This window comes from Blastococcus sp. SYSU DS0973 (genome assembly GCF_054051055.1).
In genome coordinates this window covers 455,803-477,971 of record NZ_JBJHAN010000002.1, presented here as the reverse complement: position 1 = coordinate 477,971, position 22,169 = coordinate 455,803, and the positions used below count along the sequence as shown (strand labels likewise).

22 protein-coding genes and 2 pseudogenes are annotated in these 22,169 nt (G+C 68.1%); 10 read left to right on the top strand and 14 right to left on the bottom strand.

The annotated features are described in order from the left end of the window. Positions 1–62 precede the first annotated feature (62 nt). Positions 63–1,538 carry an ArnT family glycosyltransferase gene (locus tag ACI791_RS06130; protein ID WP_456585227.1) on the top strand — a complete coding sequence of 492 codons (1,476 nt, stop codon included), beginning with the start codon at positions 63–65 and terminating at the stop codon, positions 1,536–1,538. A gap of 57 nt (positions 1,539–1,595) precedes the next feature. Here ACI791_RS06130 and ACI791_RS06125 read toward each other — a convergent pair whose 3' ends face one another. The 6 genes and pseudogenes from ACI791_RS06125 to ACI791_RS06100 form a co-directional block, all read right to left on the bottom strand. Beyond that, positions 1,596–2,618 carry a hypothetical protein gene (locus ACI791_RS06125; protein ID WP_456585226.1) on the bottom strand — a complete coding sequence of 341 codons (1,023 nt, stop codon included), beginning with the start codon at positions 2,616–2,618 and terminating at the stop codon, positions 1,596–1,598. Between the two features lie 377 nt (positions 2,619–2,995). Beyond that, positions 2,996–3,481, bottom strand: coding sequence for a metal-dependent hydrolase (locus tag ACI791_RS06120; protein ID WP_456585225.1), 486 nt, complete (start codon positions 3,479–3,481; stop codon positions 2,996–2,998). Between the two features lie 590 nt (positions 3,482–4,071). Further along, a pseudogene (locus tag ACI791_RS06115) lies at positions 4,072–5,070 on the bottom strand (IS481 family transposase). Between the two features lie 110 nt (positions 5,071–5,180). Then, positions 5,181–5,972 carry a hypothetical protein gene (locus ACI791_RS06110; protein WP_456585224.1) on the bottom strand — a complete coding sequence of 264 codons (792 nt, stop codon included), beginning with the start codon at positions 5,970–5,972 and terminating at the stop codon, positions 5,181–5,183. Position 5,973: 1 nt separating this feature from the next. Further along, positions 5,974–6,366, bottom strand: coding sequence for an S-adenosylmethionine decarboxylase (locus ACI791_RS06105; protein WP_456585223.1), 393 nt, complete (start codon positions 6,364–6,366; stop codon positions 5,974–5,976). Positions 6,367–6,454: 88 nt separating this feature from the next. Further along, a complete protein-coding gene (locus ACI791_RS06100) occupies positions 6,455–8,773 on the bottom strand; it encodes a putative bifunctional diguanylate cyclase/phosphodiesterase (protein WP_456585222.1) in 2,319 nt (772 codons plus the stop codon). A 74-nt stretch (positions 8,774–8,847) separates the two neighbouring features. On the opposite strand from ACI791_RS06100, the gene ACI791_RS06095 reads away from it, so the two are divergent. The 6 genes from ACI791_RS06095 to ACI791_RS06070 all read left to right on the top strand — a co-directional run bounded on the left by ACI791_RS06095 (position 8,848) and on the right by ACI791_RS06070 (position 12,360). After that, entirely contained in the window at positions 8,848–9,300 is a 453-nt protein-coding gene (locus ACI791_RS06095) for a hypothetical protein (protein ID WP_456585221.1), read from the top strand. A gap of 356 nt (positions 9,301–9,656) precedes the next feature. Further along, positions 9,657–9,854: a hypothetical protein gene (locus tag ACI791_RS06090; protein WP_456585220.1), complete on the top strand. Its 198-nt coding sequence runs from the start codon at positions 9,657–9,659 to the stop codon at positions 9,852–9,854. 36 nt (positions 9,855–9,890) lie between these two features. Further along, positions 9,891–10,358, top strand: coding sequence for a hypothetical protein (locus tag ACI791_RS06085; RefSeq protein ID WP_456585219.1), 468 nt, complete (start codon positions 9,891–9,893; stop codon positions 10,356–10,358). Between the two features lie 36 nt (positions 10,359–10,394). Next, positions 10,395–10,748, top strand: coding sequence for a hypothetical protein (locus ACI791_RS06080; RefSeq protein WP_456585218.1), 354 nt, complete (start codon positions 10,395–10,397; stop codon positions 10,746–10,748). 154 nt (positions 10,749–10,902) lie between these two features. Then, entirely contained in the window at positions 10,903–11,853 is a 951-nt protein-coding gene (locus ACI791_RS06075) for a glycosyltransferase family 2 protein (protein ID WP_456585217.1), read from the top strand. A gap of 27 nt (positions 11,854–11,880) precedes the next feature. Next, on the top strand, positions 11,881–12,360 hold the full coding sequence (locus ACI791_RS06070) for a hypothetical protein (protein ID WP_456585216.1): 480 nt from the start codon (positions 11,881–11,883) through the stop codon (positions 12,358–12,360). Here ACI791_RS06070 and ACI791_RS06065 read toward each other — a convergent pair. Both ACI791_RS06065 and ACI791_RS06060 read right to left on the bottom strand, forming a co-directional pair. After that, a complete protein-coding gene (locus ACI791_RS06065) occupies positions 12,345–12,680 on the bottom strand; it encodes a glycoside hydrolase family 16 protein (protein WP_456585215.1) in 336 nt (111 codons plus the stop codon). The genes ACI791_RS06070 and ACI791_RS06065 overlap by 16 nt on opposite strands. A gap of 43 nt (positions 12,681–12,723) precedes the next feature. Further along, positions 12,724–13,164: pseudogene (locus ACI791_RS06060) on the bottom strand (glycoside hydrolase family 16 protein); the annotation flags it as partial. A 551-nt stretch (positions 13,165–13,715) separates the two neighbouring features. Between ACI791_RS06060 and ACI791_RS06055 the strand changes: the two are divergent. After that, positions 13,716–13,931: a hypothetical protein gene (locus tag ACI791_RS06055; RefSeq protein ID WP_456585214.1), complete on the top strand. Its 216-nt coding sequence runs from the start codon at positions 13,716–13,718 to the stop codon at positions 13,929–13,931. A 155-nt stretch (positions 13,932–14,086) separates the two neighbouring features. Then, positions 14,087–15,574 carry a hypothetical protein gene (locus ACI791_RS06050; protein WP_456585213.1) on the top strand — a complete coding sequence of 496 codons (1,488 nt, stop codon included), beginning with the start codon at positions 14,087–14,089 and terminating at the stop codon, positions 15,572–15,574. A gap of 600 nt (positions 15,575–16,174) precedes the next feature. On the opposite strand, the gene ACI791_RS06045 is transcribed toward ACI791_RS06050, so the two are convergent. The 6 genes from ACI791_RS06045 to ACI791_RS06020 form a co-directional block, all read right to left on the bottom strand. Continuing rightward, positions 16,175–17,473 carry an oligosaccharide flippase family protein gene (locus ACI791_RS06045; RefSeq protein ID WP_456585212.1) on the bottom strand — a complete coding sequence of 433 codons (1,299 nt, stop codon included), beginning with the start codon at positions 17,471–17,473 and terminating at the stop codon, positions 16,175–16,177. Further along, on the bottom strand, positions 17,470–18,303 hold the full coding sequence (locus tag ACI791_RS06040) for a hypothetical protein (protein ID WP_456585211.1): 834 nt from the start codon (positions 18,301–18,303) through the stop codon (positions 17,470–17,472). The genes ACI791_RS06045 and ACI791_RS06040 overlap by 4 nt, the downstream gene beginning before the upstream one ends. A gap of 94 nt (positions 18,304–18,397) precedes the next feature. Next, positions 18,398–19,315 carry a DUF6492 family protein gene (locus tag ACI791_RS06035; protein ID WP_456585210.1) on the bottom strand — a complete coding sequence of 306 codons (918 nt, stop codon included), beginning with the start codon at positions 19,313–19,315 and terminating at the stop codon, positions 18,398–18,400. Then, the gene (locus ACI791_RS06030) at positions 19,312–19,908 is read right to left on the bottom strand and encodes a glycosyltransferase (RefSeq protein WP_456585209.1); all 597 of its coding nucleotides are present in this window, start codon (positions 19,906–19,908) and stop codon (positions 19,312–19,314) included. Before ACI791_RS06030 ends, ACI791_RS06035 begins: the two co-directional genes overlap by 4 nt. Positions 19,909–20,508: 600 nt before the next feature. Beyond that, a complete protein-coding gene (locus ACI791_RS06025) occupies positions 20,509–21,417 on the bottom strand; it encodes a glycosyltransferase family 2 protein (RefSeq protein ID WP_456585208.1) in 909 nt (302 codons plus the stop codon). Then, entirely contained in the window at positions 21,410–21,946 is a 537-nt protein-coding gene (locus ACI791_RS06020; RefSeq protein ID WP_456585329.1) for a WecB/TagA/CpsF family glycosyltransferase, read from the bottom strand. The genes ACI791_RS06025 and ACI791_RS06020 overlap by 8 nt, the downstream gene beginning before the upstream one ends. Between ACI791_RS06020 and ACI791_RS06015 the strand changes: the two genes are divergently transcribed. Beyond that, positions 21,917–22,090, top strand: coding sequence for a hypothetical protein (locus ACI791_RS06015; RefSeq protein ID WP_456585336.1), 174 nt, complete (start codon positions 21,917–21,919; stop codon positions 22,088–22,090). The two genes, ACI791_RS06020 and ACI791_RS06015, sit on opposite strands and share 30 nt — an antisense overlap. Positions 22,091–22,169 lie beyond the last annotated feature (79 nt).

Sequence of the window (22,169 nt, the reverse complement as noted above, 5' to 3'; positions counted from 1 at the left end):
AAGAGAACGCGGCGCAGAACGGATGGTTGCGTCGTCTCTTGCTGCCGCATACGTGGTGGTGGATGGCCGCAGTGGCCCTGGTGGGGTGGGCGGCACTCCTGCGCTTGACGTCCTACGGCAGCGCGTACGAGCTCTTCGTCGACGAAATCACCTACGCCAGGATCTCCGAGAGTGTCGAAGCTCAGGGCGACCTCCTGCTGTACGGCAGGCCCTTCTTCCTGCATCCGCCGCTGTACTTCCTGACGCAGGGGAGCGTCCTCGAGCTGTTCGAGACGAACAGCGACGTGTTCGTGCTCGTGGACACCCTTCGGCTCTCCAACATCGCCATCTCGTTGCTGGTCGCTGTCGCGCTCTGCGCGCTCCTGGTTCGCTCAGCGGGCCCGGCGGCGGGCCTCCTGGCACTTGCCCTGTACGCCATCGACCCTTTCATGAACCGCTACAACGGACGGGTCATGATCGAGACACTGGTGGCCTTGTGGGTCGTGCTCGGATACCTGGCCCTCACCTTCGCCAGGTCACCGCGCCACGGGAGGCATGCAGTCAATCCCGCGCCGCATGCCGAGCGGCGACCCTTGGTCGTGGGAGTGATCAGCGGTCTCTTCTTCGGCTGCGCCGCACTCACGAAGGAAACGTCGGTGGCGCTGTACGTCGTACCGCTACTGGTTTCGGCGGTCTGGCCCAGGGTGCTGTCCCGCTACGTCTCCGTGATCGCCCTGCTGACCACGGTCGCGACGTACTGCGTCTACCCCGTCACAGTCCTGCTCTCCGGCCGCTGGCCGCAGTACTTCGAGCAGAAGTTCCGGGGGATCCAGCGAATGGTCGGCATCGTCCAGGAGACGGGCTTCAACCGACCCGAGGCCCCGAGTTTCATCGGGCGGCTCCTCGCCAACGTCCCCCTATTGGGCGGGTCCTACGTGCTGATCGGCCTAGGGGTCCTCGCGGCTGTGGTGCTCGCGCGGCGAGGCGACCCGAGGATGCAGTTGCTGTCGCTGTGGTTCGCCGGCGCGGCTGCGCTGCTGGCCTACCAGATGCTCTTCGGCACGCTCGAAGAGCACATGTTCTTCTACCTCGTCCTTCCGTCGTTGGCTACGGTCCCGGCTGCATGCCCGGTCCTGCTCCGGGGCTCGTCAACGCGAGGGCACCGCTCCCGCGTGACGAGGGCAGCGGTGGGGATCGTGCTGGTCGCCCTCGTGGCAGTGAATGCGGTGTCCTGGTCCAGGACGAACCTTGAGAGGGACGACGGCTTCCGGATGATGACCGCGTGGATTCGCGAGAACGTGGAGCCCAGCACGAGGATCGCAGCCTTGGCGGACACGAGCCAGTTCCTGCTGCGCGGCTACGGCGTGCTCAGCGAGCCGGATCCGGCGGAACTGGAAAGGCTCGGCGCTGAGTACGTCGTCACGAGCTCGGCCCAGGTTGAGCGCGGCTATGGCCGGGCGACTCCCGCGACTGTCGACTGGCTCAGGACGAATGCCGACATCGTTTACCAGCGGTACACGCGCACCTCCGGAAACTTGATCGTCTGGCGGCTGCGGTAGACGTCGCGGCTTCGGTCCGTGGGGCCCGCTCGGCGTCCGTCGACAGTCTTGAGGCTCCTAGCGCAGCCGCTCCCCGGGCATCGGCGGTTCCCAGTGACCGGTCTCGATGGCACGCGAGAGCATGTCGAGGTCGGTGTCGCTGATGACGTCCCGGTCCTTGGCGTCCAACCAGAACAGGCCGGCCATCCTGAGATCTCGTATGCGTCTCATGCACAAGTTCATCTCCGCGGCCCCGTCGTCCCCGGAGTTTTCGCCCCACACGGCCATGCCGTGCTGACGCCCTAGTTGCGTCAGGTATGCCGCCGGGCTCGTCGGGAGGTCCGTGGTTTCTTCTCGCGCATCGAGCCAAGTGGTGCACAGCGCCACGCCCGGCGCGGCGTAGCGGTCAGCCTGCCGCGCCCAGTCGAGCCCTGCCGCGAGCGTTCCTCGGACCTCGGGGCGCGAGGTCCCGTTAAGCCGCCCTGCCACAGCGTTGGCGATGTCCCCGGGGCGTATCCCCCAGGACGGCTGGAGGACCAGCAGCTGGGGCCGCTCGCCGAACAGCTCGCGATACGTCTGGATCTGCCAGGAGCCGTAGCCGCACAGGGACTCGAGATACCAGTCGAGGAAGCTTGCGGCATCCTCCTCGCTACCACTGCCCGGTCGGAACCCCGGGGTAGGCGAGTCCGCCTGCGCCGCCGGTCCGTACGCCCAGTAGCGGTTGGAGGGACCGGGAGGCCCCGACTGCGGATACCGCAACTCATCTCGGCCCATCCCGCCCACCCTGAGCCCGGCCAGGTCGACCCCCTCGAGGCGTTCGGCGAGTCGACCGAGATAGCGTTCTTGAGCATTCCTCACGCGAAGGTTCCACACCGCGTCGGCAGGATCGTTGCCTGCCCCTCCGGACCACGTCTGCCCGTGCTGGTCGACGAAAGAGGTACCTCCGGGCAGCTCCCGAACCCAGTTCGGAGCGAACTGCAGCCCTGTGCCCAGCGAGACCCGGAGGCCGGCGTCCTCCGCCGCTCGGCAGCGCGAGATCGTGTGTGCGATGTAGGCATCGTCCAGACCCGGTCCATCGGGCTCGGCGTCCGTCCACGCCATCGTTATGGTCACCGCGCTGGCACCCGCCGCTCGAACACCGGCGTACTGATCGGGAGTGGCCCGCAGCACTCCGAAGACAGGCCGAGAGAGTTCTCGATAGTCCCACGGGCCCCGCTGAGCGCTGCGCTCGAGCGAGAGATATCCCAGTCCCGCACTGCCTATCCCGGCCGCAGCGGCTCCGATGAGCAGGGTGCGTCGGGAGAACCGCCGACGGTCGCCGGAGACGTAATCGTCTCGTTGCTCGCCGGTCGGGGGATCTCGACGGCCTTCCATGGTGCGACAACCTCCTCCGCGTCGAGTAGTGGATCCCATAGTCCCCTACATCTTGAGCAGTGGGCATCGTGCACCCATCCGGCGCAGGGGCCAGGCGGTCCGCTTCAGTCGGACCCTCGCCTGCTGCGCTGCCGGGATCGCACGGCCAAGAGGGTCGCCAGCGCGGTCAGACCGCTCAGGACGGCGAGATGAGCTCCCCAGGGATAACCGACAGCCTCTGGACTCATCGGCCACAGCAGCGGCACTCCCGGGCCGGTGGCGAGGTCCCGGAAGAGGTGCAGGGAGACGCCGACCGCGAGGCATCGAACCGGGGTGCGGATCCTTCGCACGGCACTCAGCGCCATGAGCGCCAGGATGGTTGCGAGTGAATGCGTGATCGGGCGACTCCCGTCGCCGTCGATGCCCTCCCAACCCAGGTAGGAAGGCAGGTGGTCCACGTCGATCGCGACCGAGCCGGCGAGGACCCACACCACCTCCCTAGTTGATCTACCACGGCCCAGGGCTGCCACGACCAGCCACGCAGTCAAGAGGTGGGCCGGCTCGTCCAGTGCGCCCACCACCGGTAAGGGCCACCGCCCGGACTCGATCATGGCCGTAGCGGCAACGATCGCCAGCAGCGCTGCAGGGGGAGCTAGCGGCTGTCCTAGGAGCAGTCGCTCCGGCGCCGCTCGTGGATGTGGTGCGATGAGGACTCCTCGGTGTCGGCGTCGTGCCGGGGACGGCCTCGCCGCCCTCCGCATTTGTGGCCGGCAGCCTCAGCACGCTGCCGCGGCCTGTGCGCCGTCACTCTGCTCCTGCGTCGGCTTGAGGGCACTCCCGACCGTCATTGACACCGACGAGGCATCGCCGATGGGCCACTCGCTCGGTGCGGCGACAGCGGTGACCCCGTGCCGGCGCGGTCCCGAGACGCCACGGCCGCCCGGGCGGCGAAGGGCGGGCTCGGGGTGGGAGCTTCCGGCGCAGCCCATCGTTCGTGCCGGGAGGGAGGGGGGCGTCAGGCTGGCCCGGGGTGGGCTGGGGTCAGGCGCACCTCCCGCCTCTGGACACCGGGACCTGCGGCACGGGAGCGCATGGGGCGCTGGCCCTCGACGTGAGCGGCTCGCCTCCGACAGAGGTCTCGCCCGGACGATCAACCCTCGGAGACGCGAGAAGGACTAGTTGTCGCGACCAGACAGGTTGTTCACGCGGCGAGGCGGCTGATCGGTGGGCGACCTCTGAGGGCGGAGTGGCTGCGGGCAGTGTTGTAGTGCTCCAGCCAGCTGTCCAGGGCGGCGGTGCGCTGGTCGTTGCTGGTCCAGGCGGTGGCGTAGGCACCACTCGGTGCGCAGGGTGCGGTTGAACCGCTCGGCCTTGCCGTTGGTCCACGGTCGGCCGGGCTGGATGAACCGGCGGCCGAGGCCCAGCTCGGCGCAGGCGGCGGCCCAGGCGTGGCCGCGGCGGTAGCTCATCGCGTTGTCGGTCAGGACCCGCTCGACGGTGACGTCATGGGCGGCGAACCAGGTTGCTGCGCGGCGCAGGAACCCGGCGCAGGCGTCCACCCGCTCGTCGGGCAGAACCTCGACGTAGGCCAGCCGGGAGTGGTCGTCGATGGCCACGTGCACGCAGTCGAAGCCGATGGGCACCGGCTTGTGTCGGTGGTCGACCGTTGCCTGCCTGCCTGCCTGCCTGCCTGCCTGCCTGCCTGCCGGCCGTGCACTCGCCAGCCGCCGCCGTCGGGGATCCGGCCGAGCTTCATGACGTCGACGTGCAGCAGATCCCCGGGCTGCTCGCGCTCATACCGGCGGTCGCTGTGTCGCCGGCCGCGCAGCAGCTCGCCGGTGAGGCGATCCACCTCGGCCAGCCGGGGCAGTCCCGCGCGGGCGATCACCACGCCGATCGTGGAAGCCGCCAGTCCCAAAATCGCCGCCAGCCGCAGCGGCCCAGCGTGGTGCTCGACGCGGGCGGCCACGATCGCCGCTGTCGTCTCTGGCGAGGTCTTCCGGGGCGACCGATGCGGCCGGGAGGATCGGTCGAGCAGCCCGGCCTCGCCCTCGGTGCGCCAGCGACGCACCCACTTGTAGACCGTCTGCCGGTTCATGCCGAGCTGCCTGGCGACCTCACCGGGGCGGTGACCGGCCAGGACACCGGCGACGATCAGCTTGCGGGCATACAGGGTCGTGCGGGCGTTAGCGTGGGCCACAGAGACCTCCGGTTGGGATTGGTGACGTCAAGCACCACCACGCCTGCCGGAGGTCTCCTTCGTGATCAAGCCACCACGCCGACTGTCAACAACGTCCGTGGTCGCTACAACTAGTAGGCGCCCGGCGGGAGGGACAGTTCCGTGCGGCGGGACGTCGGGGGTCGCCAGCCGGTGGTGTCCCGGAGGGGCACCTCCAGGACCTCCGGCTCGGCCGCTCCCACGAGGGCGCCGCGGGTCGCCGCCAGGTCGGCCGGATCGACGGAGATCGAGCGGAACACGCCGTGGTCCAGCGCCGGCGCGAGGTCCGGACGGGCTGCGTACACCTCCTCCTCCGCCGTCGCCACGACGAAGACGCACGGTGTGCTGGCGGGGGAGCCCAGGTAGGGCTGGGAGGTCGCCCCTGGCATCGCGTGCCAGGGCAGGCCCATCGCGCGGACCAACCGGTGCACCCGGTCGTCCAGGATGGTGACCATGCCCGGAACGCCGCAGTTGCGCGCGTACCGCCAGATGCCGTGGCACAGCGCGACGCTGACCTCGGCGCCCGCCGCGCCGGCGCGGTAGCGGGGATCCACGGCCAGGCTCGCCACGTCCCACACCGTCGGCGGAGTGAGGCCGGCCTCGCCGAGGCTGTCCGCCACGGGGAGGTGCCACGGGTCGCCGGCGACGTCGATCAGGGTCTTCACCGGGCTGGCGGCGGCGGTGATGAGCCGGGCGGTGCCCACGGCGGTGCCGGCCTCGTCGTCGATCACCGCGATGAACCGCGACCGCGCCTCGAACGGGCCGTACTCCTGCTCCAGGAGCTCCGGCGTGTTGCCGAACGCCTGCAGGAACACCCGGGCCTCGACCTGTCGTGCGGCCTCCCGCTCCTCGGGGGAGTGCGCCACGAGCAGTCGCAGGGTCATGTCAGAAGGACTTCGCGACGACGGTGCGGGCGGCGAAGAAGTCGGCGGTGAACGCCACCGCGACGTCCGGGTCGAACGTCTTGCAGGTGTAGACGTCCACCGAGAAGAACAGCCGTGGCTGCTCCCAGGCGTAGAAGTGCGCGCCCGACGTCTCCCAGTGGATCCAGCCGGCCCAGCCGTACAGGTCGGAGCGGTGCGTCACCGGCTCGAGGAGCTGCACCATGTCCACCTCGCGGGACAGCGCCGAGAGGTACGTGCGGATCTGGGCGTCGTCCACCGGCGAGGCCGGGATGCCCTCGATCACCAGCCGCTGGCGGACGATCTCGGGTGCGAGGTTTCGCCAGGGGACGGAACGGATCCGCGGAAGGTCTGGGGCGGGGGAGGATGGCGTCACACGCACATAGTGTCCAGCCGGGCGCGGAGTGTGCTGATCTTCTCCGGCGTGTCGTCCCAGCCGCACGGGGCCCGGAGCTTCCGGCAGGTCAGTCGCGCGCCGGGCCCTGGCTCAACTCGGGGATCAGCTCGGCGTCGACGAGCCCGGAGTCCGACGCGGCCAGCCACCGCAGGAAGTCGTCGACCGGCATGGGACGGGCGATGGCGTATCCCTGGGCGACGTCGCAGCCGAGGCGGGCGAGCGTGGCGCCGGTGGCGAGGGTCTCGACCCCCTCGGCCACCAGGCTCAAGCCGAGGGCGTGGGCGAGCGCGACGGTGCTCTGCACGATCGCCGCCGCCCGGGGATCGCGGTCGACGTCGGCGGTCAGGCTGCGATCGAGCTTCAGCTCGTCGGCCGGCAGGTGTCGCAGGTAGGCCAGCGAGCTGTAGCCCGTGCCGTAGTCGTCGATCGACGTCCGGACACCCGACCGGCGCAGGGTGCCGAGCACCGTGCGGCCGCGCTCGGGGTCGGCCATGAGGGTGTCCTCGACGAGCTCCAGGGTGAGCGCCCGCGCGGGCAGGCCGTGCCGGTGCAGCGCGGCGGCGACCTTTCCGGCCAGGTCGAGGTCGGTGACGTTCGCCGCCGACAGGTTCACCGACACCGGCACCTCGCGGTCGGGCCACCAGCGGGCGGCCGCCGTGAGCGCCAGTTCGAGCACCCGGTCGGTTAGCGGGCGCAGGAGGCCCGCCTGCTCGGCCGCCGGCAGCAGGAGGGCGGGCGAGAGCAGCCCTCGGGTGGGGTGGTTCCACCGCACCAGCGCCTCGGCGCCCACGACCCGGCCGTCGCGCAGGTCCATCTGCGGCTGGAGGAAGACGCAGAGCTCGTCCCCGGCGAGCGCGGTCCGCAGCTCCTCCATGGTGCGCAGCCGGTCGCTGCCGGCGGTGCCCGTGACCGGGTCGGGCACGTAGACGTGTACTCCCTCGCGGCCGCGCTTGGCGCGGTACATGGCCACGTCGGCGCAGTGCAGCAGCTCCTGGACGGTCGTCGCCGGCGCCGGGGTGGTCGCGACGCCGATGCTGACGCCGACGTGCAGCCGGACGTCGGCCACCGTGAACGGGGTGAGCAGCAGGCCGCGCAGCCGCTCGGCGAGCGCGCGCGCCTCGGCGGTCTCCGCGGCGGGCATCAGGACGGCGAACTCGTCGCCGCCGAGCCGGGCCAGGACGTCGTCGGCACGCAGCGAGCCGCGCAGCCGCGGGCCGATCTGGCGCAGCAGGTCGTCACCGGCGGAGTGGCCGAGGCTGTCGTTGATCTCCTTGAAGCCGTCGAGGTCAAGCAGCAGGAGCGCGGCGGGCCGCTCCTGGCCGGCCGAGGTGACGACGCGCTGGGCGTGCTCGAGCAGGGCGCGGCGGTTGGCGAGCCCGGTGAGCTCGTCGGTCCGCGACTCGAGCTTGATCTGGTTGTACCCGCGGACCTCGCGGAAGGTCACGGCGATGCGGACGACGCCGGCCAGCACGCAGCCGATGGCGAACCAGCCCGCGATGTCCGGCACGGGCTGCGCCCACGGGCTGAGCACGACGAGGCTGGCCACGAGGCAGGCCAGCGGCACCGCGAGCAGCCGCCAGCCGATGCGTGAGCCGGTGCTGCTCAGGCGGCGCGGTGGTTCGGTCGCCCCCTCCGCGGCGGCGGCCGCCAGGACGACGGTGGCGAGCCAGCCCAGCTCGAGCGGGCCGCCGTCGACATAACTGCCCTGCACCTTGAGGGCGAACAGGACCAGGTCCGAGACGCAGATGAACCCCAGCCCTGCGCCGAGCAGCACGAAGGTGCGGTCCAGGCGCACGCCGAGGATGCCGCCGACGGCCATGACGACGGCGATGAGCAGGATCGTCGTGGTCGGTGCCACGAGGTCGATCGCGGCGACCGGCGTCTCGCCCGGGCCGGTGAGGAGGTAGGGGCCGAGCAGGAAGGCGACCCCGGCGGAGAGGCTGCCGAGGGCGGCCACGAGGCCGTCGAGCCACATGCTGGGGTGGAAGCGCGGCACCCGCGCGCGGATGAGCACGACGACCGGCACGTACATCACCAGGTAGGCCGCGAACGAGACCACGTGCGAGAGCGTGGAGGACGGTTCGTTCCCCGCCAGGCCGGCGGAGAGCACGCGCAGCGCGTTGCCCGCCGCGCCCAGCACCAGCGCGACGGCGAGCGCGGCCCAGGCGACCCGCTCCGTCCGGACCCGCCGGGCCGCCAGCACGCACGCCGCCGCGGCGGCGAGGTAGGGGAGGTTGTAGAGGACGACGTCGTACGTCCGGTCCCACGCCGCGCCGGCCGGGCGCGGTCCGATCCCGGTGGCGAAGAGCGCGACCAGCCCGATCGTCAGGAACAGCGCATGGCCGGCGCGTGGCCGCGTGGCCGCCTCCTGCTCTCGCTCGTCCATGGGAGGACCATCGGCTGCGGAACGGGCGGAGTCCATCGGTGCAGGCCCCCGGATCACCCGGAGGGGGTGCGTCGGTGGACCGGTTCCGGCGGTGCCGGCCGGCGCGCACGGTCACGAGCGGTCCCTCGACTGCCGATGACTCCCGTGTGGAGAACTCACACGGGCACGCAGAGCTGCTGCCCCGGCTGATCGGTCAGGGTGCCGCCCCGGAGCCGGCCCCCGCGCCGATGGGTGTCACCGTCCTCTTCCGCAGTGCAGGGGCTGCCGGTTACGGCCGCCATGCGGCGCCGCCGTCCGCCTACGGGCCGTCCGATCTCCATCGCCTGCTCCCCGAGCCGCCCACCGGGTGCCCCGCGACTGAAGAGGCCGACTCCGGCGACGCGCCGGTGGAGGTGATCGACGACGCGGTCGAAGCCGAGCTCGTCGCCGCGGGCGGTGTCGATACCGGTGACCGGTCGGTGGACGAGGTGTCGACGAAGACGACGGGCTTCTGGGCGCGTCTGCGCCTGTCTCCCAAGGCGGCATGACGCGCCGGCGGTGGACCACCCGGCCGAGGAATCGGCCCCCGGAGGCGGGCGAACGACCAGCCCGTCGACCATCGACTGTTGAGCGGCAACCGCGTCGTTGACGGCGCACGTCTCGACGCCGCAGCGCCGCTCTCGAGCCATGCCGGCTCGGTGCCGGTGGGTGTGCCGTCGGCTCAAGCCGGGCGGCAACTCCGAACGCGGGCTGCTCGACGCCGGCCGTACGTCCGCCCGCATCGATCGGCCCAGCCTCTGGGCGGGTGGCTGCGATGACACCGTGCGGGCGGCCACGTCGGTACTGTCGGCTGGTCCACGAGCCGGCCGGCGTCGGGTACCGACCCGCCACGGACGACCTGTTCGTGTCCGGCGACGACAAGGACCGGATCTTCCAAATCCGGCCCGGGCCTGACGGCCGGCACGGGACGTCCGACGAAACGGTCACCTCCTTCTCCACGCGCGGGATCGGCAACAACCGTCCCGAGGACGGCGCCGTGGACCTGAAGTTCACCAGGGACGGCAATCTGCTGGTCATCGACGGCACCAACAAGGAGGTCTAGCTGTACGGGCCAGGAACCGACGGCGTCTTCAACGGGGTGGCCCCGGCGGGCGACGACACGGCGACGCACTTCGACGTTGAGCGGCACGGCGCGATGGACCCCGAGGGCATCGCCTACCGCGCGGGCCGGGACACCCTCCTCGTGCTGGACAGCCAGAGCAAGCAGGTCTACGAGATCGACCGGCAGGGAACGCTGCTCAACATCGTAAAGATCACCGCCGCGCAGCCGCGCGCGGCCGCCGGCATCGCCATGGCACCGGTGAGCGACGGCTCCAGCGCCTTGAACATGTACAGCGTCGACCGGGGCGTGGACAACTGGAACCGTCCGGACGAGAACGACGGGCGCTTCTACGGGATGGCCGTGACCTTCCCGCCCTTGACCGCCCCCCGCGGAGAACGGGGTCCAGTGGTGAATGCCGGTCCGGATGGTGCGGTGACGTTGCCGGATGCGGTGTCCTTGGCCGGGTCGGTGTCGATGACGGGCTGCCGGAGGGGTCGTCGGTGAGTGCGCCGTGGTCGGTGGTGAGCGGGCCGGGGACGGTTGACGTTCGCCGACGCCGACGCCGACGCCGACGCCGACGCCGGCGCGGCCGCGACGACGGCGACGTTCTCGGCGGCGGGGAGCTACGTGCTGCGGTTGACGGCGACCGATGGGGAGCTCCCGGCGCAGGACGAGGTGTCGGTGACCGTCTCGGAGGAGGCCCCGCCGCAAACCGGGACGGTCGAGGGCCCGCTCCGCCGTGCCAGCAATGACGTCGGTCATCCGATGACCCGGCGGGAACGCGCCCTCTGGTGGGCGTCGATGACCGTGGGCATCCTCGGTCTCGCGCTCTTCGCGCGGTTCTGGTTTGATCCCGCCCGGATCGAGGAGGCTTCGCCGCACGCGCTGCGGTGAGTGGTCGTCACACTGTTCGTCCTGCTCACGCTCGTCGTGTGGCACCGGATCGTCATGGACGGGCTCGGTAACGTGCTCAGCCGCCGCCTGCCCCGGTACACGCCCCCGCCGCCTCCCGAGCCCGGCCTGTGCGTCGCGTTCATCACCAACGTTCGTGCCCTCGAGCGAGCCGCTGTCCATGCTGGCCACGACGCTCGAGGCGATGCTCGCGGCGGAGTACCCGCACGACACCTGGGCGCTCGACGAGGGCGACGACCCGGACGCGCGGGAACTGTGCCGACAGCTCGGCGTGCGCCACTTCAGCCGGAAGGGCGTCGCCCGGTGGAACCAGCCGCAGGGCCGGTTCGCTGCGCGGACCAAGGGCGGCAACCACAACGCCTGGTACGAGGCCCACGGCCACGAGTACGACGTCGTCGCACAGATCGACACCGACTTCGTCGCCCGTCCGGACTTCCTGACCGCGACCCTCGGCTACTTCCGGGACGAGCGGACCGGCTGGGTGATCACTCCGCAGGTGTACGGCAACACCGACACCCTCGTCGCCCGCGGCGCGGCACAGCAGCAGTTCACCTTCTACGGCCCGCTTCTGCGGGGCATGAGCGCCCGCGGCATGGCCATGATGCTCGGCGCGAACCACGTCGCCCGGGTGGCGGCCCTGTGGTCGGTCGGCTGGTACGAGGGCCACATCACCGAGGACCTCGCCACCGGCATCAAGCTGCACGCCGCCGGATGGCGCAGCCACTACGTCCCGCGGACGCTGGCCGTCGGTGAGGGTCCGTCCACCTGGCTGGCGTACTTCAACCAGCAGGCACGCTGGGCCTACGGGTGCTTCGCGCTGCTGTTCCAGGTCACCCCGCGCCAGCTCGGGAAGCTGGGTGCGGGCCGAGGGGCGCTGTACCTGTGGCTGCGGCAGAACTACTTCAGCGGGGTGGCGTTCGTCCTCGGCGCGGCGCTCATCGCCTTCTACTTCGCGACCGGGATCGCGCCCGCCGCGATCCCGCTGCTCCCGCTGGTGGTCTGCTACGCGCCCTACCTGGTCTGGCGGCAGGCGCACACCTTCTGGTTGCAGCGCTTCAACGCGCGGCCGGAGCAGGAGAGCGGCTAGCTCTGGCCGGGACGGCTGGTCGGCACGGTGGTCCAGCCCGTGTACGCGCTGGCCCTGGCCTACGTCCCGGTGGGACGGCGGCTCGTCTTCAGGGTCACGCCCAAGGGCGTCGGCGGGGAGCGCCTCACCCCCCTGGCCGTGTTCCGGCAGCACCTGGTGCTCGCCGTCCTCATGGCGACCGCCATCGTGTGCGGAATCATCCTGGGTCACATGGGCTGGCCGATGATGGCGTGGGGCACGGCCATCGTGGTCGCGCTGGCCGCCGTGCCCTTCGCGGAACTGCCCAGCCGGGTCGCCGTCGCGATGGCGGGGCGTCGGTCGGCGCTCGGGACGGCGGGACGTCGCCGGGTCCGCTTCCAGGGCAACCGGGTTGTGCTGGCCGGCGGGCCGGACGCTGCTGCCGGGCAGGTGCCGCTGAACCACGTGGCCGTGCCGGTGCCGCAGGGGCCGGAGCGCGGCGTGGCGGCCCCGTCCGCAGTGGGCGAGCGGGCTCAGTCCGGCGCGTAGACCCGCACCCAGTCCACGAGCATGGTCGCGGTGCGGGGCGTGGATGCGTCCGGGGGGCCGGGTAGCCGGCCCCCCACCGCGACGTTGAGCAGTACGTACTGCGGGCTGTCGAACGGCCAGGCCCCGCCCTCGGGGACGTCGTCCCGGGTGACCGTGCCGGTGACGCGGCCGTCGATGGAGAAGGTGATCCGGTCGGCCGACCAGTCGGCGCCGTAGACGTGGATGTCCTCGGAGAGGGGTTCGTCGACGGGGGTGGCGATCGTCTGCAGCCAGTTGGTGCCGTCGGGAAGGGGGGCCGTGCACCGTCTGCAGGGCCTCACTGGCGTCGCCGATCGACTCGATGAGATCGATCTCGCCGCAGGCCGGCCAGCCGACCTCCTGGATGTCCTGCCCCAGGGTCCAGGCCGCGGGCCAGATCCCGGTTCCGGAGGGCACCCGGGCGCGGACCTCCATCCGACCGCGGTGCCAGGTTCGTTGCCCGAAGGTGGTGATCCGCGCCGACGTCCACCCCGGGTCCTCGACGGGCCCGGTGGCCCGGGCGGTGATGGCGAGGTGGCCCTCGCCGTCGAGCGCCACGTTCGCCGGGTCGTCGGTGTAGGTTTGGAGCTCGTCGTTGCCCCAGCCGCCTCCGCCGAGTTCAGGGGTCCAGACCTCCGGGTCCGGCGGGGCGCCCTCGGGACCGTTGAACTCCTCGGACCACAGCAGGGAGTTGTGCTCGGCACGGTCGGTGCCGCAGCCGGCCAGAGCCGTGACGAGGACGAGTACGCCGGTCACGGCCAGCACCGGCCCGGCTCTGCGCACCATGCCATGGTGCCAGCGGTGCTCCACGCCGGCACCTACGATCACGGCCAGTCGCTGTCGAGGTCCGCTCGCGCGGTCGGGTGATCCACAGCGCACCGGTGCGGGTGAGCACGGCGGGTGCCGCCCGGAAACCTCACTCGCGCCAGTGCCACCCGATCGGGCGAACGTCCGCCGCCCTCGCCCCTCGTTTGATCGCTGTGCGTGCGGGCCGACGGTCCGCCGGGCGTTCCGGCAGCTCGCCGTGCGGGGCAGTGTTGGAGAATGCGCGGCTGGTCTACGACCCGGACATGATCCCCACCGAGCAGGCGCCGGTCACGGTCGCTGCCTGGTGCCGGCAGCGGGCCCGCTGGGCGCAGGGTTGGCTGCAGGTCTCGATCGGCCCCTCGTCGGCTGCCTCCAGGCGCCGCAGCTGTCGCGTCGGCAGCGGTTGGGCGCGCTCGCGCCCCTCGGCTGGGGTGAGGTCTCGCCGTGGCTGACCCCTGGCGATCTGGCCGCTGCTCGCCTAGTCGTTCTGGCTCGACGACACTCCCGGCATTCCGCTCAACGTGTCGTAGATGCTGCTGGCGGTGGCGGTCACCTCCTCGGCCGGGCTGATGCATGACCTGGGTGGCCTACCGGACAACGCCGCTGGCGTACCGCGCGCCGGCCGGCAGTACGTGGCCTGCGCGCTGCTGTCGCAGCTCTGCTACGCGGAGCTGAAGAACGCGGTGGCGCCCGCCGCTGCCGCTGCGCCCGGGGTGCCGGCGACGGCGACGGCGGCCCCAGGGTAGGTCACGGTCGACGTGCGCACGTCCCCGGCGACGCCCAGCGCCTGGCTGTAGGTGTCGGCGTCCGGCTCGCCTCGCAGGAAGCGGCCCCTCTGGGCGAGTGCCTGAGCGGCGGCGGCAACCCTCCGGAGAAGAGAGCGAACGGTACGGTCCTCGGCATGGTGCGGGCGTCGGGTCGTTTCATGGGCGGCGGCGGAGACGCCCGAGTGCGGACACTGTTCGCCGCGATGATGCTTCTGGCCAGCCTTGCCGCTGTCCTAGTATCTACCAAACCGACGCTGGCCCTCGGCGGCGCGACGCTGGCGGCGGTCATTGCCATCTCGACGAGGCCCCGGATTGCCATTGCACTGTGGCTGGCTGTGACGTGCCTAGTCCCGTTTTGGTTGGGCACTGCACCAGTGTTCTACCTGCCACCGTCCACCATAATCGCCGTCTGCCTGGCGCTGGGGATCGTCGGCGCCCGCCGGCGACAGATCCATGCGGCGGACTGGGCAGTCGGCATCTTCCTGCTTCTGGCAGGCCTCGTCGTGGTGGCCGGCGGCGGCAGCCAGGGATCGCTCGCCGCGATGATCTTCCAGTGGGGCTTCGCGTACCTCGTGGCTCGCACGATCGCGGCGGCCGCCGGCGTGCAGTGGACCGCTGACTGGTTCGCCTGGTTGATGGTCGCTGTGGCCGCACTGGGCATAGTCGAGTACCTCTGGCAGTGGCACCCCTTCATGGACCTCGTCGGCCAGAGTTCGTCCGTGAACGGCCTGGCGGCCATCCAGTCGCGGGGCGGTATGGAGCGCAGCGAGTCGACGTTCGGTCACGCGATCGCTTTCGGCGCTGCGCTCGCTGCCGCCATACCGTTCGTCATGGTCATGCAGCGTGGCCGAAAGTGGCGGTTTCTCGCGCTGATGGTGATCTTTGGCGGGCTGCTCGCCGCGGCTAGCCGAGGGCCGTTCCTCGGCGCCGCGTTCACGATCGTCCTGGCGGTCTACGCGCTGAAAAAGCAGATCACCCGTGGCCAGCGCACTGCCTTCATCCTGCTATTTGCCGTGGGGGTGCTGACCGCCCTCCCGTTGGTGCAGAGCATTCAGGCGAGCGCAGGCCTCGATCTGGAACGCAGCACCGACTATCGCTTGTCTGTGTTCTCCCAGGTGGCAGGCGATCTCACGCTGTTCGGGCTCGCCGACTATGTGCGAATCACGGAAATCGGCTTCTTTTACCGCGGGTTCGCATCCGTCGACAACGCCTTCTTGGCGTCGGGCTTGCTCTACGGGGCGGTCGTGATGGCGTTCATGGTGGCCGCCGTCGTGATCGTTGTCTGGCGTTCCCTTGGGCGGCGGGCTACGCCGCCGGAACTTGCGCTCGCGGGTCAGCTGCCGCTTTTCCTCACCGTCGCGTTGATCTCCCAGTATGGGATCGTGATCTGGTTCCTCCTCGGGCTCGCTGTGACCTGGGTGCAGGGCCAACACGAGCAGGCCGCGACTGGGAACGGCCCTGCACGGAGGTGGTGCCGAGGTCGGCGTTCTGTCGAAATGCGTCCGGGGGGCGCTGCCCGGCCAGCGAGAACAGCACGGCGGCCCGGAGGTAGGGGGGACGCCGGCCATGAACTGTCCCGCCTCGGGTTCAGTGGAGGCTCGGAACTGACGCGGCGACGGTAGCCGCCGCGTCAGTTCCGAGCAGCTCAACGACCGCCCCCGCAAGACCCCTCTCTGGTTAGAACCAAACTCGACGCCACCCACCGGATCAGCCGGGCCGCTCATGCAACCCGAGAACACCAGCGCCATCAATACCGGAGGTCTTCACACGAACCCGGGGCGGGACACCAGCGAAGGGGGAACTCCAACGGCCTGGTCGGGTCGATGAGCCGCGTCGGCGGCTGCGGCGACAACGCAGCGGTGGCGTCTTCTCCGCCCTGCAGCAAAGATCGCCTTGGATCAACCGCGCTGGGCGACCCGACACGAGCCACGGCTGGCGATTATTGGTTTGGATCGGACAGACCTTCCCCGCCGACGCGGTCAACGGGGGTGGGTGGCCAGGCCGCGGCAGCGGCGACGTTGAGTGTCTCGTATTCAGTTGGCGCGAGACGGCCGAGGCGGCGTTGCCGCCAAGCGCCTGCTGCCTCCAGGGTTCGACTGGTGCCGGCATTCAGGAGGCACGTTTCGGCTCCGCCGGGACAGTCTTCGAGCGCCATGGACAGCGCCAGCAAGGAGTACGCGGGCGCGCGCTGCGACCGGGCACGTGGCGCATGCCCGTTTGCCTCATCGAGACATCCGACCGAGCGCTAGCAACTGCCGAAGATCGGAGCGCTCGAGTCGCACATAGGCCCACCAATCCAGACCAAGGCGCTTCACCCCATGGAAGTTCCAGGCAAGCGCCACCGCAGTGCCCGCCAGTGTCGCCAGGGATGCACCGACAGCCCCCATGGACGGAGCTAGGGCGAACAGCAGTCCCACGTTGACAATCAGGGCGATCGCAAGGCCAGCGCTCCTTAGACCCGGCCGCCCGGCGGCACTCAGGGCGACCCCAGCCAGGGAACCCGGATTGGTAAGGACTATTGCGACACTAAGGAGAACGAGGCTGGGCACAGCCGCCGTGAAGCCCGCCCCGAAGAGAAAGTATGTGATCGGGTAAGCCGCAATAAGCAAGCATCCACTGACCAGGCCGACAGCGAGAGTGGACACACGAGCAACGCGAGGAATGACATCGAGCCCGCTCTCCCCCCCCGACGCCCGCGTGAAGTACACCTCCCTTAGAATGTTAGTGATCACCGACGGGATTTCCGCTAAGGACACAGCGACTGCGTACAGCCCCAGTTCGGCGACGCCAGCCAGGGGCGCCATAACGCTTTGATCAAGGCGCAGAAGGAGCACGCCTCCTAGCGACCCGAGCCACACACGCCCCCCGTATGAGAACATCTGTCCAGCTGTAGCGACCTCGCGCCACTTCAGAGTTCTCGTGCGCGAGATGCGCAGCTGACCCAGCAGTGGGCAGTAAGCCAGGCCCGCGACAAGCGGAGTGGCCGCAATAACTAGGGCAGCACTAGTGGGAGATAGCCGTTCAGTTAACGACAGGAGGACAACAATTGCGAGCCGCGAAAGCCCGAGGATGAGTCGCTCTAACGCGATCAGGCGCCACCGCCCGAGTCCCGCGCCTATACCCCGCAGCACTCCCAATGCCAATGATGGGACCACAAATAAGGCACAGAGCCGGATGGTCCTACCCAGGGACACAGCATCGCCGGCCAGTGTCTCGGCCCCCATGAAGAGGATCGCGCTACTCACCGCCCCGGCGACAACTGCGACACCAGCGGCGACCGCAATAACGCGAACCGAGAGCAAGCGCTTCGCGGTATAATGAGTAAGACTTTCGGGTATACCCAAGGACGCAAGAGTTACAGCTAGGAGTAGTGGGGCAGTTGCGGCTGCGACATAACCTCGGCCATCTGGACCCAACGACCGAGCGAGAAGGACAGAGAGGACAAGTCCGGATAACGGAACGGCGACCTGCCCCAAGGTGGTCCAACCTATCGCTGCCCTGCGACTTAGAGTCGAGTTCATGAGTACGCGATGCCGGATGGATAGTGAATGCCACACAAAGGCAAATCGGCGGCTATAAGCCGCACCAACTCCTCCTCATACACCGCGGCGGCCTGGATGTCGTTCCCCGCCATCGCGACATTTCCGTGACTCAGAGCGAAATCCTGGGATGAGGGTATCCCAAGGTACTCTACAGACTCGCCGGTAGCTAACCCGAACCGGACTCCTGCCCTGACTCCGTGCGCATGGATCCAAAGATCGTCGGCGCGTGGGCACACAGTCATAAATCCATCTCCGGCGCTCCGCAACGCCTCCTGGAGTGTAGACGGGTAAAGGATCCCGCCGACCCCAGTGAGTATGTGAGCGAACGAAGTGCGACCATCGCGGACGAGATCCCACTCTGAATACGACCGCAGGCCCCCTTGTCCAACCAGGACGTGCTTGGCGCGAGTGCCGTAGGCGCTGTCAGCCCTCTCGGCTGCTGCACTTAATAGCACTCGAAGGAACCATCGGGGGTACATAACATCGTCGTCGATGGTGACCATCGGAAGCCGGAAGTCCGTAGCGCTCGCCACGTACGGATAGTACTTTTTGTGCGGCCCATAATCCTGACACGTTCGCACCTCGAGCCCCCTGCCAATGAGACGCTTAAGCGCACTGGGCAGCGGCCTACCGGTGGCAGTCTCCTCATCCAACCAAAGGATAACTCTTTGGGGCTTGATCGAGCCGCGGGCGATTGACTCGATCGCTAGAGAGACGACATCCAGTCTAGACGGCATCGTCGTCAGCGACAGAACTACTTCATCGGCACCCAGCAGTGGTCTGCAGGAGAATAGGTTCTGGACGCGCAACTCGGCGACCGTGAAGCGCAAGGCTAAGCTCGCACGAATGCGGGCCCACATTGCCCAACTTGCCCTTGCTACTCTGCTTGCAGACCGACCCCTGCTAGAAACCAGAGGACTCATCTCGCCACCGCTCCCTCAACGTACGCACAATGTCCTGCCGGACGTCCAAGGGCGTACCTGACGTCGATTGGATCTGGACGGCATAGGCAGACGCGGAGGATTGGCCGACCAAATCCGCAACACCCTCTCGAGAGAGCGCCGCGGTCTTCCAATATGAAACACAGAGGGAACTAGACGAGTTGTACACCCGACTTGGGTGCACTTGTGCGTACTCGCCGTAAAGGAAGCACTCCGAAAAGGAACGTTCGGAAGCGAGGATGTCCTGCCAACAGCGTTCGCTCGTGCCCGCGAGGTCGTCCAGCAGCATCCGCGTGAGCTCCGGGCTCCAGCTCACGAGTCCGCTTACGTAGTCGGTTCTTTCGTCGGCGTAGCCAAACCTCGATAGCCCGAGCAGCCTCCTGGCAACGGAGCGCCACCTATGCTGCTCAAGCATGCCCTCAGTAAGGCCGTCCGGCGCTGCGTATAGCCGCACGGCCTCTCCTACCTCCAGAGCTTCCTCCCGGATGTCCCTAAAGAAGCAGACGTCAGAGTCGACCAGAAGCGCAACCTTGCTGTCTATCGACGACGCGGCGGCCAGTTTCAGCAGCTGCTGGACTATCCAGCCACGAACTGGCATGTACGGGCGGCGGATATTGAGGTACTGCAGCTTTCTAAGCTTGGCGTTCGGCAATCGCCCGACGAGTCTTCTTAACGGTATCCAGTGGTCGGGGAGGAAATCTTCCGCCGTCCGAAGCACAAGCCGGTCCGACTTGATTCTCTCGAAGAGCGGTAGATCGACCCTTGGAACAATCGCCATGTGCAACGCACCAGCATTCACGTGGGTCCGAACTGAGTCGTGCAGATGACGGAACAGTTCGAAATCCGGCGCGTACGTTGGGGTTATCAGAGTCATGGTCATGATTGGCCGACCTCCCGCAACCATTGATCCGCGGCCGCGCGTCCGTGAAGCCGAGGCAGTGAGCTGAGCACCATTGTTTGATCCGCACTCCCGTCGCAGGCCGTGAGCATGGCTGCTACGAGCTCCTGCACCGAGGCTGCTTCCCGCACTATTACGTGCCCATGGTCTCGCAGCCAGTCCGCGAGCCCCGTACCCCCGGTGGCAATGATGCGACACCCATGAGCCAACCCTTCGGTGATAGGTAGACCTACCTGCTCGGTCCAATAGTTACTGGGCTGCGAGGGGAGGACGAGGATTTGAGCGCTCCGTAGCTGCTCGTGAATGATAAGCGGGGGCGGATCCACGAATAGCTCGACAGCAGCAGACGCATGCGCCCACTTCTGGACTGCGGGAAGGAGGGGCCCTTTACCCACCACTGCCAGCGACGCCTCTGCCACTCGCGAAGACACGGCCTGCCACGCCTCCATAAGTTGCAGGATCCCCTTGCGCTCCTCGAGATGCGCCAAGTAAAGGAACCGGGTCGCCACAGACGGCCGTGCAACCGTCACGCATTCGCAGGGGTGCGGCAGGTGCCATATGATGCGATATTCCATCGCTTCGAGTGCTTGCCGAGCATAGTGCCAGTAGTGGTCAAATGACGCGCTCGTCCCGAACGCGACACGGTCAGCACGCCGGACCATCGAAGTAAGCACCCGCCCGTACACCTGCGTAGCCACAGAGGCAGGCACACGCAGCCGGAGGGCCAAGGCCCGTCCCATGTCGTGGTTTTCAATCGCATAGAAGGTGACAGCAGGTGGTGTCCTGCCAAGACGCTGAACGAGCTTGATCGTGACAAGGATCGCGGCTAGTCGGGGCCATAGCGCGATTGTGGCTGGCTCGTTGATCTCAATGCTACGCGGCTGCCCCCTCAGAAGCATAAGGATTAACATTGCGCAGCTTACCTGTACGGCTTCGCCCGATTGCCCCGGCACTGGGCGATCGTAGCTAGCTTTTGAGTAGAGAAGCAGGCCGTTGGAAGTTGACGAATGCGACGGTTCCAAGTGCGCCCGCCGTGCTGTGTGATAGATACGCCAGTGCTCACCTTTATGGGCCGAGGCGCTTCGCATCGCTGACGTTGCGCTCACTTTACTCACTGGCCTCCTTGTGGGATCGTTCCGCTTCAGTATGTATCCACGTCCCTTTGTGCGCCGCACCTACTGCGAGCTACAAGCGCACTCGTCCGCCCGGGATGCCTGACGCCCGAGTCCGGCTATCGTCCCTCTCAGCAGGGCCATGAGATTGGTCGCCCTAGTGGCATCATGCCGACAGATACTGGCGGCGGCCCGCAAAGTATAGGCAATGGTTGAAGGCAGGAGCCTACGACGTGAACACCCCTGCCCTCGCCAGACGAGGAGCCGATTGCGCGCCTGATAATGGTGGAAAAGCGGAGAGCGGCCGACATCTGACGAGCTTTTCCCCTCGTCATGGCAGGCGTACAGCGTTGAGACCACGCCCATGCGTAAACCCAGGCGTCGGGCCGAGAGGGATAGCTCCACATCCTCCCAGTACATGAACAACCCCTCATTAAGGGGAAGTAGATGCGCGCGCGAGTTCGGCGATAAGGCCAGCACGCATCCTGAGACGAAGTGTGTGGATCGAATACCCCTAACGCCGCGGCTGGGGAGGCGGCCATAGCGATCGTGCCGGATAGCACGCAGGCCGCGATCGTACGAACCGCCGGCAAACCACACGGTCCCGTCTGGCCGCGTGATCGTCGGGGAGAGGATGTCGAAAGGTTCGGCGCACAGCAGTGCGTGAAGTTCCCTCAGGGTTTCGGCGCTTATTGACACATCCGGGTTGCAAAGAATTATGGCTTGAGAATCAGTTATGTGCCTGTTCGCAAGGTTCACACCTGCGGCGAAACCGTCATTGCGATCCGCATGAAGTACCAGGCAGGGCAGTTCGCTCCAAATCCTGTCACTTCTGGCGGTGGGATCATTATTTACGACGACAACGTCGACGCTGTCGGTTAAGCCGGCGACGAGTTGCTTGACAAGGTCTTGGGTGCGATAGCTAACGATGACGACAGTGGCGCCCGCTATCCGGCATAGCGCTTCAGTCATGTGCTCGTCGCTTTAGCAAGACGTAGGGAGCTATCCCCGTGAGAGCAATCGCTGCGCAGTCGAGCAGATAACGCGTCGCAAGCCGCCTAGGCTCTTGTGCGAGCCGAAAGAGCCACTCGGCCTTCAAGCGTGCGACCCAATCAGGACTTCGGCGCTTCCGCCCCGTCACCATGTCGATAGCTCCCCCTACCCCAATGATAAGCCCCGGCACCGCCAGCCTCCGGAGAGATGCGGCGAGCAGTTCACCGTTCGGTGGGGATACGGCCACGAAAGTGACTTGCGGGTTGGCCCGCTTCAGGTCTTCACTAAGGGTTAGCGCCGCCCAATCTTCCCATCTGCCATGATCGCGGAGTACGACCGAATGCCCCGCCCGCAACATGAGTTTTTCGAACGCGTCTCCTGCCTCCCTAGTCGCGCCGATTAGGGCGACGCGCAGCCGAGCGGGAGGCTTCGTGGCAACTTGGAACACATAGTCGGCTCCAGTGACTCGCGTGAGGTGGTGCGCATCGCCTTGAAGGGCTGTCCGAATAGGCCAGCCGTCGGCGGTTACGACATCGGCTTCGTTGAGCGCTCGAAGGAAGCTGGCATTCTTGTTGGCGAGGTATATGTGATGCAGGTTCACAGTTTGGACGCGTCGGGGGACAGTGTCATCACCGCCTACAAGAGCATGTAGTGAAGCCATGTCGTGAATAAGGCGTCCGGGCAAAGAGTCGAGTATCGATGCGGTGCAGCGCCGCCGCGAGCGGATGGAT

Coding starts and splice junctions, on each gene's coding strand:
- ACI791_RS06130 (WP_456585227.1), top strand. CDS start 63: ATGGCCGCAGTGGCCCTGGTGGGGTGGGCGGCACTCCTGCGCTTGACG.
- ACI791_RS06125 (WP_456585226.1), bottom strand. CDS start 2,618: ATGGCGTGGACGGACGCCGAGCCCGATGGACCGGGTCTGGACGATGCC.
- ACI791_RS06120 (WP_456585225.1), bottom strand. CDS start 3,481: ATGATCGAGTCCGGGCGGTGGCCCTTACCGGTGGTGGGCGCACTGGAC.
- ACI791_RS06110 (WP_456585224.1), bottom strand. CDS start 5,972: ATGACCCTGCGACTGCTCGTGGCGCACTCCCCCGAGGAGCGGGAGGCC.
- ACI791_RS06100 (WP_456585222.1), bottom strand. CDS start 8,773: ATGGACGAGCGAGAGCAGGAGGCGGCCACGCGGCCACGCGCCGGCCAT.
- ACI791_RS06055 (WP_456585214.1), top strand. CDS start 13,716: ATGCTGCTGGCGGTGGCGGTCACCTCCTCGGCCGGGCTGATGCATGAC.
- ACI791_RS06050 (WP_456585213.1), top strand. CDS start 14,087: ATGGTGCGGGCGTCGGGTCGTTTCATGGGCGGCGGCGGAGACGCCCGA.
- ACI791_RS06045 (WP_456585212.1), bottom strand. CDS start 17,473: ATGAACTCGACTCTAAGTCGCAGGGCAGCGATAGGTTGGACCACCTTG.
- ACI791_RS06035 (WP_456585210.1), bottom strand. CDS start 19,315: ATGACCATGACTCTGATAACCCCAACGTACGCGCCGGATTTCGAACTG.
- ACI791_RS06030 (WP_456585209.1), bottom strand. CDS start 19,908: ATGGAATATCGCATCATATGGCACCTGCCGCACCCCTGCGAATGCGTG.
- ACI791_RS06025 (WP_456585208.1), bottom strand. CDS start 21,417: ATGACTGAAGCGCTATGCCGGATAGCGGGCGCCACTGTCGTCATCGTT.